Below are 12,504 nucleotides of genomic sequence, written 5' to 3' on the forward strand. Positions count from 1 at the left end.
CGCTTGGTGCGGCGGTCAGCGAATTTCTTCTTGGAGCCAGGGCATGCCTGCGCGAACCCCAGCCTTTAAGTCGCCGGCAACGGTCATCGAACGAGAGGCCTCCAGGCGCGCCGTCCTGACAGGGCTCGGCTCCATCCTCGGTTTGGCCGCTGGAACCGGTCAGGCGCTTCCCGCGGGCGTCGATCCGCCGCCGTTCCAGACGAGGGTTGCGCAGTTCATAGTCTTCGAGCCGGCGCTCGCCGCTCCAGCTATCCGGCTTGAGCGGATCGACGGCAAGCTGATCGATCTCGCGGGATTTCGCGGCAAGGCCGTTCTCGTGAACTTCTGGGCGACCTGGTGCCCGCCCTGCAGGCGAGAGCTGCCGCTCCTCGCCGAACTTCAAGAGATCGTTCGCTCGGAGCCGCTCGAAATCGTCGCCATCTCGATCGACAAGGAAGGAAGCCGGGCGGTGCAGCCTTTTTTGGAGCGCCTCAACATCAAGCGTCTGCGGCCATATCTCGACCCCAGAGGACAAATAGCAAAAGGCATCGGCGACAATGGACCCGCGCCCTTCGTCCTGTACGGTCTGCCGATCTCCTACATCATCGACCGAGACGGCTGCGTCGCCGGCTATCTGGTCGGCGAGGCGGACTGGACATCGTCGACGGGACGGGCTTTGCTTCGATATTATACGATGGGGTAGCCTTGGGGTCTGATCTTTCGTGGCGCCGCCCGAAACCGGGATGCCTCCTCACCCGGCGCTAAGCCCTAGCCTCACCAGCTGTTCATCAAGCGCGTGGATGTGATCGGCGAGTGAGACGGCTATGATCGACGTGACCTCGAGCCGGCGGTCTTCCAGGACGAAAGTCTCCGGATGGTCTTTTGCCCAGGCTGCAACTGCTCGGTCGCGTTCGTAAAGAAGCGCCTCGATCTGCGGTCGGAAGAGCCGAATCATCCCCGTGATCCAGCGATTGGCTGGCGTGTCCGGCGAGCTCATCGCAAAATGAGCGAGCGCTGCGATGACGTCGGCCGCCGGATGCCAGGTTTCGTTCGTCACCCAACGATTCGTCGTGAACAGGGCGAGCGGTTGCCCAAAAGGATTCATCACGATGCCCACAAGATGAACGAGATCCGCGGTGCTCGGGTTCTGATCAAGCGGATCCATTTCGAGGGGCTCGGACCGCTGGACCGCGCCCTTGTCGAGAAAAAGATGAAAATGGCCGTGCTCGGACGCCAACCGGCCGGGGCCTGCATGCGCATGATAGAAATATCGGCTGGACTGCATCGCATCGCGGGCGTCATCCGCTGGATAATGGGCCCATTCCACAAAGCCATCACCTGAGATTGCCAGCAGATCCGCGACGACCTGGGAGCCGCGCGCGGCTAGCTCGGCCATCGTTTGGACGACAACCCCGGCGGCCGAAGCCATCATCTGCAGCTGCTCCATCGAAGGCATTCCCACGAGGGCGGTCCGCGGCTGCGCAATCCCGACATCGTTACAAGACGGAATCGATGCGCCAACGTCTTCAAAAGCCATCGTTTAGCTTCCTTACAACGCCGACACTGTCGGTTCGGGCTCGACAGTGTCGGCGTCAGTCGAAAATTATCTCTTCGGAGCGCAGGGGTTCGACTTGTCCGCACGCGGCTTTGATTTAGCGGCGCAAGGATTTGATCTGACCGCACAAGGATTTGATTTTGCTGAACAAGGATTACGCTTTGCCGAACAGGGGTTTGCTTGAGCAAGCTCAATGGCTGGGGTGGCGGCCTGCGCCGCCGCGACCGCGGCGGTTGCAAGAGAAAGGGCGGCGAGAGTTTCTTTCAACATAAGAGTTTTCCTGTAGGAGTTGGCGATGTTCCATCCGACAAAACGCCGACCGGTCGCAAGCGGGGTCTGTCGAGGCGGCCGGTCGTTACAACGATTTGCGTTTTTGCTCTCGCTGGCTTGCCGTAGGGGACATACAACCGTCGCCACGATGATGACGGCCGAACTGATATTCGTTTTGGGCGGAGCCCAGGTTACGATGCGCCTCAAAAAAATCTCGGGTGGGAGCAATGAGCGGGCTGCTCAATGCCCCTTATCGGGCTGCGCCACCGGAACATCATCACTCTTCCACTGAGGCCAAACGGCCGCGCGGGAGAACCTGTCGTCGGAAAAATTCCTTTGGACGGCCTTGCCGAGATGTAACCATTAGTCTGCGTACGACGAACCTCCCTTGCGCGAGCGAGGGAATCGCTAGGGAGATCGCTGTGAACGATATGAGCCTCGAGAATGTCCGCGACTATTATGGCAAGGTGCTTGGGACCTCGCAGGATCTGCGCACAGACGCCTGCGCGACCGCCGAGCCTCCTTCTCTTCGCGTGCGCCAGGCGCTCGGCCGCGTCCATGAGGAGGTGAAGGCGCGGTATTTCGGCTGCGGGTTGCTCGTTCCTCCGGCGCTCGAGGGCGCGAGGATCCTCGACCTCGGCTGCGGCTCGGGCCAGGACTGCTACGTCCTGGCGCAATTCGCCGGCCCGGCCGGCCGCGTCGTTGGCGTCGATGCGACGCCCGAGCAACTCGCCATAGCGCGCCGGCACGTCGAGTCGCATCGCCAGCTGTTCGGATTTTCGCAGTCCACGGTGGATTTCATCGACGGCGATATCGCCCGCCTCGACGAGTTGGGTTTCGAGCCGAACAGTTTCGACGTGATCGTTTCCAACTGCGTGATCAATCTCGTCGAAGACAAGGGGGCCGTGTTCGCGGCGGCGCACCGGCTGCTGAAGCCCGGCGGCGAGTTCTACTTTTCGGACGTTTACGCCGATCGTCGCGTCCCAAGGGAACTCCGCCAGGATTCGGTGCTGCATGGCGAGTGCCTCGCCGGCGCTCTTTATTGGGGCGACTTCATGATGCTCGCCAAGGCCGCCGGCTTCCTCGACACGCGCCTGGCGTCGGATCGGCCGTTGGCCGTGGGAGACCCGGAAATCGCCGCCAAGGTCGCGCCGATCCGCTTTTTCTCGGCAACCTATCGGCTGTTCAAGCTCGCGGGGCTGGAGCCCGCCTGCGAAGACTACGGCCAAGCGGTGCGTTACCGTGGCGGCATTCCCGACGCCGAACAAATTTTCCGGTTCGACAAGCATCATCGCATCGAGGCGGGGCGCATGTTCCCAGTCTGCGGCAACACCTGGCGGATGCTAAAGGAAAGCCGGCTCGCCGCACATTTCGACTTCTTTGGCGACTTTACACGGCACTATGGGATCTTCGCCGATTGTGGACTGGCCGCGCCGTTCTCCGATCCCATCGAGGCTACCAGATCGGTTAGCGCCTGTTGCTGACCTGGGATATCCGCGCCTGACAGACGCGGATATCCCAGGCTTCCGTTAACCAGATCGCATGACGTTCGGCTTGCTTCGAATCCCGGAAGATGAGCTGAACCAGCTTTCGTCATTCGCTATTGCTCAACCGGAAGCCGTTTGCCGCGCAAGGACGCGCAGGTCCTCGTCGGTGACGGGATTTCCGCCGACGCCCCAGGCGCCCGGCTGAACGTCCTCGATGGTGACCCAGGTCACGTTTCGCAGGCCTTCGCCTTCCACGGACAATACGGCGTCCGTGACCTTGCGGATCATATCTTGCTTTTGCTCGAGCGTCAGGTAGCCCCCGACGCCCTTGATCTGAATGAGCGGCATTTGTCGTCTCCGTTTGATGATTGTTGGTTACGGAACCTTCGACCAGGCCGCCTCGGCGAAGGCCTGATCGAGCGGCGTATCGGCGATGTGGTTTGTGTAGTTGGAGAGCGTTTTCATCCCGACGCCGAGCACGACCTCCAGGATCTGCGCCTTCGCGTATCCAGCGTTCAGGAATCTCTTCGTGTCCTCGTCGGAGGGGCGGCCGCGCGTGCTGACCACGCTTGCCGTGAATCGTCGGAGCGCATCTAGTTTTGCGTCGGCGATCGGGTTGCCTTCACGGATGGCCTGCACGACCTCGTCCGGCACTTTCTGCATCGCGGCAATGATGCTGTGAGCCGCGACGCAATATTCACAATCGTTTTCGTTGCTCGTTGTCAGCAGTACGACTTGCCGCTCGGACGGATTGAAGGAGGTTTCGTCGAACAAGCCCATCGCGGCGCGGTATGCTTTCAAAAGGGCTGGCGCCTCTGACATTACGGCCAGAAGGTTGGGCAGAAAGCCATAGGCTTTACTTGCATCGACGAGAGCCCCTTTGGCGGCCTCTGGAGCGGATTCAATAGTATGCACGGCATAGGTCATTTCACTTTCTCCCATTAGTGGTATATCTTGAACGATCGTTCAAGATATGACCAAAAAAAAAAATTAGTTGAGGCGGCGCATGGCGTCATCGACGATCGAGGAAAGCAATGTCCGGTCGGGGCGGCTGCGAGTCAACACCACAAGCCCGATCAGCGAAGCCAGCAGACCACGAGCAGCTTCGACGGGCTTTACGTGAGGCGCGATTTCACCTTGCGCTTTCCCTTTCTTGATCATCTGGAGGAAGAAGGCCTCGATTTCCTTCTGCGAATGGGCCACGATTTGGCCTATTTCCGGATCATGCGCGGCAAGCTCTAATGCGGTATTGGTCAAGAAGCAGCCGCGATTGCCGCCGCTCTCCGAGACCGGCGCGGTGAACGCGAGGAACAGCTGACGAATGGCCTCACGCGGGCCATGGTTTGCCTCGACCTCATCCAAAAGCTTGCGGCGCACCTTCTCATCGTACATGCGCAGGGCCGCCACGAAGAGCGCGTGCTTGTCGCCGTATGTCGCGTAAAGACTGCCGCGGTTGATCCCCGTGCAGTCCACAAGGGCTTGCATCGAGGTCGCCTCATAGCCACGGCTCCAAAATGCCTGCATGGCCTTGTCCAGGACCCAATCGACATCGAACTGCTTCTGCCACGGCATTTTCCTTCTCCTCGAGAACTTACATAGCGAGAATGGAACGATCATTCAAGACATATTTGACCCAGAGAGTGGAAGAAATTGTTGGAGGTCATGCGGCGAGCTGCAATGTCCCGTCGTGTAGTCGCCCGTCGAGCACGGCGACCCCTGGTTGAGCTCGAGATATTTGTCGAAGTCCTTGATCATCTGCACAAGTCGTTCGATCTTGCAAACGATCGCACGAGGGTGTGTGCCTGCGTTCCGGCTCATCGCGTACGATCAGGTCTCCGCGATCCTCTTGGCGATCCTCGCTTGTGTTGTGGTTGTCGACGCGATCGGCGCTTGGATGCGCGGCAAGCTTAAATAGGAGTCGGCCAATGCGCGACCTGCCGAAGATCGTGGCGCCCAACAGAGTTTTCCCTGAGACTCGGCTGTTGCTGGACAGTAACGCCCGCACGGAACTCAACACGACGTCCGATCCCTGGCCATATGAGGAGCTGAAGGGTCGCTGCCGCGATGCGTTCGGCCTTTTGGCGTTCACGCCTGAAAGGATCGACAAGGCGTTTCTGGATGGCTGCCCGGATCTCGAGATTATCGGTTCATCCTCAATCTCTGTTGCGGAACAGCCCTCAGGACGGTTGTCGTGTTGCGCAGCCAGATGCCAAACGATGTCTTCGGCGCAAACCATCCGCCGAATTTTTCGGCCATCGCCTGCTTCGCATCAACGTACGGTTTGAATCGCGCTTGGTAGGCGCTAAATGCTCCCTCGTAGGCGCCCTCCGACGCCGTGAGCTCTCCGGCGAGGATATAGGAGCCCGCCATCGCGAGGGCAGATCCTTCACCTGCCAAAAGCGACGGACAGAAGCAGGCGTCTCCGACGAGAGTGATCCGACCATTGGACCAAGCATCCATTCGGATCTGGCTGACTGCGTCGAAGTAAAGATCGTCGCACGCGTTCAAGGCTTCTAGGATCGTGGGACATTCCCAGCCAGCGCTGCCTCGATCGGCCGGGAGGGACCGACCGTTCAAGTTGGCGCTTCGATCATGTATGCGATGGGTAGGCGCGCGCTTCGCCCGTTCACACGCAGTGCAGCCCGGGCTAGCGCATGACTATCGCACCGGGCGGCGTTACGGTATGAACAGCCATGTGACTACGGCGAAGACTGGCAGAAGGATCGCGCTGGAGCAGAGCATGTAGCCAAGAAAACTCGGCATCTTCACGCCAGAGCGCCGTGCGATGGCGTAGACCATGAAATTTGGTGCATTGCCGATATAGGTGTTGGCGCCCATGAACACCGCGCCGAGAGAAATCGACTCCAATGTTTCGCGCAGCGGGCCCATGAGCGTCGTCGGATCGCCGCCGGCGAGTTCGAAAAAAACGAGATAAGTTGGCGCATTGTCGAGAAAGGATGAAAGCAGGCCGGTCGCCCAGAAATAAACAGGATTATTCGGCGCGCCATCCCCAAGTGTAAGAAGTCGACAAATCCCGGCAAACGGTCCGTCCATCCCGGCCTGAAGCATGGCCATGACGGGAATAATGCAGATGAAAATGCCGGCGAAGAGATAGGTGACCTCCTTGATCGGCTCCCATTCGAAGCTATTTTCCGCCCGCACCCGCGCGCTCGTCAAGGCGAGCGAGGCGAGGCCGACGCCGATCATGACCACCTCGCGAACCAGGTTTTGCAGTTCGATCCTCGCACCGAAAAGGTCGAAGTGGATGCCGGGGCGCCAGATTCCGCTCACAATGATGGCGGAGATTGCCACGGCGATCAGCCAGATATTTATAGTGCCGCTGACGCGGAGACGACCGCCTTGGGCGGAAGCCGCCGCAGTCGGATCTTCCAGAGATTTCCCAAAATCGCAGAGAGGATAACCATTTTCCCGGGAATGAAAGTAGAAATCGATAAGAAAGAAAAGCGCGAGCAAGACAGATACCACGAAGAAGGTCTGCGGCCAAAGAACGCGCGTGGTCCAGAAGAAGTCGATGCCTCGTAGGAAGCCGAGGAAAATCGGCGGATTGCAGAGAGGCGTCAAGCCGCCGCCGATGTTTGAGACGAGAAAAATAAAAAAGACCACGACATGCGCATTGAAGCCGCGGCTTTCATTGGCGCGAATGAGCGGCCGGATCAAAATCATCGAAGCGCCGGTTGTCCCGATAAGGCTGGCGAGCGCAGCGCCAAACGCGAGGATTGCACAGTTGAGAACCGGTGAGCCGGCAAGTCTGCCGCAAATCAAAATGCCTCCCGCCGTGGTGAACAACGCGAAAAGCATGAGAATGAAAGGCAAATATTCGAGCGCCATGCTGTGCGCGAAAGCCGCCGCCGTCGCGGCTGGACCCTCAATATAAGTGAGGCCGGCGATCGTCAGGGTTGCCCAGAAAACTGCCGCCTTCTCGTAGTGGATATGCCACCATTCCTTGACGACGAGCGGGCCAAAGGCGATCGAAAGCAGAATGCCGGCGAAGGGCAGGGCGAGCGGCCAGGGGAGGTGCGCTCCGTGGAGCGGTTCAGTCGCAGCGGCGGGGCTGGCGATCGCCATGAAAGTGACCGCTCCGGCCACGACTGCGACCGCAGTCGCTGCGCGTTTCGGCGCGTGAACGGCCATGTCTAGCTATGCGTTCCTTGATTGCTAAGCGTTATTTCCGGAAACTCGTCGCAGGTTTTCGAAAAAATGACGCAAAGTCGAATGCCCTAAGCGAGATTCCAGCGCCTTTCCGACGCAATCTTGCCTAGAGCTACTTTAAGTGAAGCAAATGCAGTTTGGCGTCAACAAAATGTGGGCAGCATAATAGAACGGTGAGACCGCAAGATCGGCGAATGCCGAAACCTTTGACGAAGGCGAGGGTCGCCGCACATCCGAGTGTGATGGGAGCGCGCGTAGAATTGGTTAGCGTTGGACAAAGTCCGGAGCCTTCATGTCGCTCTCAGCGGGTCAGCGCCGATTTCGTCGCGGCCCGATAGACCGCGTCGCCAATAGTCAGTACATTTAGTACGTAAAGGCTCAAATGACAGATTGGGACGCGACTCAGTACTTGAAGTTTGAAAAGGAGCGCACGCGACAATCGATCTCCTGGCCCGAATATCCCATGAGAATCCCCGGACATGTGTGGACATGGGCTGTGGACCGGGCAACAGTACCGAACTGCTGGTCAATTGCTTTCCTAGGGCGAGCATTACAGGACTCGATCAATCGCCTGGCATGCTGGCGGCGGCCAAACTCAGATTGCCGTTCGTCAACTTCGAAGAGATCGATCTAACCCATTGGCGGCCGGACAGGCCTTACGACGTCATCTTCGCCAATGCGAGTCTACAATGGCTGCCTGACCACGAAGCACTTTTTCCGCGGCAGGTTTCGCTGCTCACGGTCGGTGGCTGCTTCGCCGTGCAGATGCCGGACACTCTTCAGGAGCCGCTTCGCGCGCTCATGCGCATGGTCGCCGCCGATGGACCATGGAAGGCAAAGCTGATGTCGGTTGCCAAATCTCGACCGAGAATCGGCACGATTAATGATTACTATGACATGCTCGCGACCACGTGCGGTTCAATCGATGTTTGGCGCACTACCTACTTTCATCCGCTTGATAACGCTTCAAAAATCGTGGAATGGATGAAGGGGTCTGGCCTCGGCCCATTTCTCGCTCCGCTTGATCAAGACCACCGTCGAAGGTTTCTCGAAGAATACGAAGCACGAATCATCGCGGCTTACCCGCCGCAAATTGACGGCAAAGTTCTCCTTGCCTTTCCGACGCTGTTCATCGTCGCTCGACGAAGCATTTGAACCCGATAGTGAGCCTATGAGTTCCATAACAGAAATTATGCGAATAGAAATTGTAAGCGCAATATTGTGATGACACCATTCAGCAAGGTTGAAATGGCACTCTCCCTCCTTTCGGAGTTACGGGAGGACGTGCCAGATGGCGGTGGTGTCAATGAGCGACAAAGAGTTTTCGCGGCTTGATGTTCTTCTCGATGTCGCGGCTGGGCGGATGTCAGTCCGGGAGGCCTGCGCGCTATTGGGGATGGGACGTCGGCAGGCGTTTCGATTATTGGCGGGGTTCCGCGCCGACGGCGGGGCTAGCCTGATTTCCAAGCGCCGCGGACGGCCGAGCAACAACCGTCTGCCCGACGCGGTGCGCGATCTGACGATGGGCCTGGTCAAGGCTCATTACGCTGATTTTGGTCCGACGCTGGCGTGCGAGAAGCTCGCCGCGCTTCACGACTGTCGCGTTTCGCGAGAGACGCTGCGCAAATGGATGATCGAGGACGGCTTGTGGATCGACCGGCGCCGCCGCCTGCCCTCGGTGCATCAGCCCAGGAACCGGCGTGAGCGCACGGGCGAACTGATCCAGATCGACGGCTCAAAACATTTCTGGTTCGAGAACCGCGGCCCCCAATGCACGCTGATCGTCTATATCGACGATGCGACGAGCCGGATTCTCCATGCGGCCTTTGTCCCGTCCGAATCGACGCTCGATAATTTGCGCGAGACCCGAGCCTATGTGGAGCAGCATGGGCGTCCGATCGCTTTTTATTCGGACAAGCACGCCATCTTTCGGGTCAACAAGCGCGACGCGGCCGGCGGCGACGGCATGACTCAGTTTGGGCGCGCGCTGCACGAGCTCAACATCGATATTCTCTGCGCCAATTCGGCTCCGGCGAAGGGCCGGGTCGAGCGCTCTTTCGGGACCTTGCAAGACCGCTTGGTGAGGGAGCTGCGGCTCGCGAACGTAGCGACGCTCGAGGCGGCGAATGCGTTCCTGCCGGGTTTTCTGGAAGCGCATAACGCGCGGTTCGGCAAGCCGCCGTTCGCCGCCGCCGACGCCCATCGTCCGCTGCAGGAAAATGTGGCGATTGAGGATGTTTTCGCCTGGAAGGAGGAGCGCACGGTCTCGAACAACCTGACGCTGCAGTACGACAAGATTCTCTTCATCCTGGAGCCGAACGAGGTGACGCGGCCGCTCGCCCGCAAGCGCGTGACGGTTTTCGACTATCCCGATGGCCGCCTGGCGATTAGCCATCAAGGTCGGGATTTGCCCTATCGCATGTTTGATCGGCTGCAGCAGGTCGACCAGGCGGCAATCGTCGAAAATAAGCGGCTTGGCCCAGTGCTGGCTTATGTGGCCGAGCGGCAGAAGGAGCTCGACATGGCGCGCTCGAAAAAGGCGCCGCGGCGGAGGGGCCAGGCGGAGCGGCATATGTTCAAGGTCGGCTGAGGGCTTTGGCGCCGAGCGAGACCGGGGGCGGCCGCGGCTGCGCAACCCGACCAGCTACGCCGCGGCTGCCCCCTCGCCCAGGTTGTGAGAACGGCTTGGTGTCATTTGAAAATTGCTGCTGCGGCGCCATTTGTGATTTGCGGCGACAGAAATTATTAAGAGAAATCAATAGAGTATATCATTAGCGTGCCATAAATCTGTAATCCGACGCAGCGTCGGCGTATCCGGGTCCGCTGGTGAAATTGCCGAGGCCAGGTTTCACGAATTGGGTTCACAAACTTTGGAACTGCAGCGCGCGACAAAAGCCCTTCTTCACAGGCTTTCTCCGCCCCACGCGCTTCAATTATCAGATCCTGTCGGTTCGCGAACCCGGCACATTCGGAAGCCGGAACGAAAACCTGGAACCGACACGCCCCTGACAACCCGTTGGAAAGACTTGTATCCCTGCCTCCGCCGACGCGCTATGGCCGGAAACGCTGATCCTGTTTTGGGGCGCTCGGCGCAGCGCAAAGGGCCTGCCCCAGATAGCGTCTGGCTATCGACTCGAAAGCCATTCGATATTTCACCCCGCCTCCCATTTCCTTGATGCTGCATTCGAGCCGACGCCGATTCCCTGGCTCGGCGTCAGAGACCGGAGATCAAGAAATGAAAAGGCAAAAGTTCTTCCTCCCCGCGGCGCTGCTCGCCGGCGCGGCCGCATTGCTCGTCACCTCGGCCGAGGCCGGCCAATGCCCTGCCGACAAGGTCAGAGCGGATGCGACGAAACCCGTCGCCACGCCGGGCAAGGGCGTCAGCGACACGGTGCTGGCGGCGATCGACTTGGCGCAAGAGCCCGCGAACATCGCCGATCGCAAACTACGCCTGCGCAAGCTCGTTGTGCGGCCGCAAGGCGTCGTTCCCTGGCATAGCCACGGAGATCGGCCCGCCATCATCTATATCGTCGAGGGGACAATCACCGAATACGCCAGCAATTGCGCCGTGCCGATCGTGCATAAGGCCGGCGACGTCGCCCGCGAAGCGAGCGCGACTTCGCATTGGTGGAAGAACGCCGGACATTCGCCGGTCACGCTGCTCTCCGCCGACGTTCAGCACGACGAGCGTGATCAGAACATGTGATCTGCCGATGCAGCGCTCTTGGGGCCCGAATATTGTCGGGCGCCAAATCGTCGCCCTTTCTCGGCAGCTCGTCGGGAGCATTGTGAAATGCCGTATCAAGCAAAATATCCGACAGTTGGTCCAGCAGGTCGCGCCAATCGAAGTTCCGAGCGCTCGCAGTTGGCGTTCTTCATGCGGGCGCTGATGATCGGACTTGTCGCCTTTTTTACCCTGGTGGATCTCTTCGCCACGCAGGCCATTCTTCCGCTGCTGACGAAAGCTTACGGCGTAAGTCCCGGAGAGATGGGCCTCGCGGTCAACGCGACGACGCTCGGCATGGCGATCGCGAGCCTTGGCGTGGCGTTTTTCAGCCGCGCGATCGATCGCCGCCTCGGCATCCTCGTGAGCCTCGCGCTCCTCGCCTTGCCGACATTGCTGCTCGCGCACGCCCCCGATCTGTCGACCTTCGCCGGGCTTCGCATCGCGCAGGGGCTCTGCATGGCGTCGGCTTTCACTCTGACGCTTGCCTATCTCGGCGAAAATTACAGCGCGCGCGAGACAGCGGGCGCCTTCGCCGCCTACATCACCGGAAATGTCGCCTCCAACCTATTCGGGAGGCTCATGGCTGCGGGCGTCGCCGACCATTTCGGTCTTGTCACTAATTTTTATGTCTTCGCCGGCCTGAATCTCGCGGGCGCGATCCTCGTCTATTTCACGATTGACCGGGCTCCCCCGATGCCGGCGGCCGCGGCGAAGCAGGGCTCCGCTTTCGACGCGCTCGCGATGCATCTTCGCGACCGTGCGCTCCGAGCGAGCTTCATGATCGGCTTTTGCATCCTCTTTGCCTTCATCGGAACCTTCACCTACATCAATTTCATCCTCGTCCGCCCGCCGATCGCGGTTGGCATGATGACCGTGGGTTTCATCTATCTGGTCTTCGCGCCGTCCATTGTCACGACGCCGCTGGCCGGCGGGGCAGTCAGCCGTTGGGGGACGCGGCCGACCTTGTCGGGCTCGCTAGGGCTCGCCGGCCTCGGCCTGCCGCTGGTGTTGGCGCCGCGTCTCGAAGCGGTGGTCGCGGGCATGGTTCTGATCGGTGTTGGAACGTTTTTAGCGCAAGCGGTCGCAACGGGATTCGTCGGGCGCGCGGCTACGAAAGATCGCGGCGCCGCGAGCGGCATCTATCTCGCGAGCTATTTTTGCGGCGGCCTCGCCGGTACGGCGGTTCTGGGCTTGATTTTCGACCATTTCGGCTGGCCGGCCTGCGTCCTCGGCATCGCTGTCGCGCTCGCGGCGGCGGCGTTTCTCACATCGCGGCTGACGATCGAGTCGGGTCGCATGGCGGTATAGGGCCAAGG

12 protein-coding genes and 1 pseudogene are annotated in these 12,504 nt (G+C 59.9%); 8 read left to right on the forward strand and 5 right to left on the reverse strand.

Annotated elements, in window-relative coordinates; translation table 11 throughout:
* The first annotated feature begins 43 nt into the window (after positions 1–43).
* Positions 44–682 carry a TlpA disulfide reductase family protein gene (locus tag DL86_RS18755; RefSeq protein ID WP_162180430.1) on the forward strand — a complete coding sequence of 213 codons (639 nt, stop codon included), beginning with the start codon at positions 44–46 and terminating at the stop codon, positions 680–682.
* A 48-nt stretch (positions 683–730) separates the two neighbouring features.
* Here the strand turns inward: DL86_RS18755 and DL86_RS12090 are convergent, their stop codons facing one another.
* A complete protein-coding gene (locus DL86_RS12090) occupies positions 731–1,516 on the reverse strand; it encodes a DUF6969 family protein (protein ID WP_156964618.1) in 786 nt (261 codons plus the stop codon).
* Between the two features lie 719 nt (positions 1,517–2,235).
* Here DL86_RS12090 and DL86_RS12100 point away from each other — a divergent pair.
* Positions 2,236–3,288, forward strand: coding sequence for a methyltransferase domain-containing protein (locus tag DL86_RS12100; RefSeq protein WP_036261765.1), 1,053 nt, complete (start codon positions 2,236–2,238; stop codon positions 3,286–3,288).
* Positions 3,289–3,411: 123 nt separating this feature from the next.
* Here the strand turns inward: DL86_RS12100 and DL86_RS12105 are convergent, their stop codons facing one another.
* From DL86_RS12105 to DL86_RS12115, 3 genes are all read right to left on the reverse strand, one after another.
* Positions 3,412–3,639 (reverse strand): tautomerase family protein, encoded by a 228-nt coding sequence (locus tag DL86_RS12105; RefSeq protein ID WP_036261767.1) that lies wholly within the window; start codon positions 3,637–3,639, stop codon positions 3,412–3,414.
* A 27-nt stretch (positions 3,640–3,666) separates the two neighbouring features.
* Positions 3,667–4,218, reverse strand: a complete 552-nt coding sequence (locus DL86_RS12110; protein ID WP_036261769.1) for a carboxymuconolactone decarboxylase family protein — start codon at positions 4,216–4,218, stop codon at positions 3,667–3,669.
* Between the two features lie 63 nt (positions 4,219–4,281).
* Positions 4,282–4,908, reverse strand: coding sequence for a TetR/AcrR family transcriptional regulator (locus DL86_RS12115; RefSeq protein WP_084572882.1), 627 nt, complete (start codon positions 4,906–4,908; stop codon positions 4,282–4,284).
* 308 nt (positions 4,909–5,216) lie between these two features.
* Here DL86_RS12115 and DL86_RS19860 point away from each other — a divergent pair, with 308 nt between their 5' ends.
* Together DL86_RS19860 and DL86_RS20750 are read left to right on the forward strand one after the other, a co-directional pair.
* A complete protein-coding gene (locus tag DL86_RS19860; RefSeq protein ID WP_156964619.1) occupies positions 5,217–5,576 on the forward strand; it encodes a Rossmann-fold NAD(P)-binding domain-containing protein in 360 nt (119 codons plus the stop codon).
* A gap of 265 nt (positions 5,577–5,841) precedes the next feature.
* Positions 5,842–5,949, forward strand: coding sequence for a hypothetical protein (locus DL86_RS20750; protein WP_202899204.1), 108 nt, complete (start codon positions 5,842–5,844; stop codon positions 5,947–5,949).
* Between the two features lie 18 nt (positions 5,950–5,967).
* Here DL86_RS20750 and DL86_RS12125 read toward each other — a convergent pair whose 3' ends face one another.
* Complete coding sequence (locus DL86_RS12125) at positions 5,968–7,443, reverse strand: sodium:proton antiporter (protein ID WP_051953301.1); 1,476 nt, start codon at positions 7,441–7,443, stop codon at positions 5,968–5,970.
* A 400-nt stretch (positions 7,444–7,843) separates the two neighbouring features.
* Here DL86_RS12125 and tam point away from each other — a divergent pair.
* From tam to DL86_RS12145, 4 genes and pseudogenes are all read left to right on the forward strand, one after another.
* Positions 7,844–8,616 (forward strand): annotated as a pseudogene (gene tam / locus DL86_RS12130) (trans-aconitate 2-methyltransferase).
* A 136-nt stretch (positions 8,617–8,752) separates the two neighbouring features.
* On the forward strand, positions 8,753–10,051 hold the full coding sequence (locus DL86_RS12135) for an ISNCY family transposase (protein ID WP_036261773.1): 1,299 nt from the start codon (positions 8,753–8,755) through the stop codon (positions 10,049–10,051).
* A 645-nt stretch (positions 10,052–10,696) separates the two neighbouring features.
* On the forward strand, positions 10,697–11,167 hold the full coding sequence (locus DL86_RS12140) for a cupin domain-containing protein (protein WP_036261775.1): 471 nt from the start codon (positions 10,697–10,699) through the stop codon (positions 11,165–11,167).
* Between the two features lie 171 nt (positions 11,168–11,338).
* Positions 11,339–12,496: an MFS transporter gene (locus DL86_RS12145; protein ID WP_036261777.1), complete on the forward strand. Its 1,158-nt coding sequence runs from the start codon at positions 11,339–11,341 to the stop codon at positions 12,494–12,496.
* Positions 12,497–12,504 lie beyond the last annotated feature (8 nt).

The organism is Methylocapsa aurea, from assembly GCF_000746085.1.
Classification (GTDB): Bacteria; Pseudomonadota; Alphaproteobacteria; order Rhizobiales; family Beijerinckiaceae; genus Methylocapsa; species Methylocapsa aurea.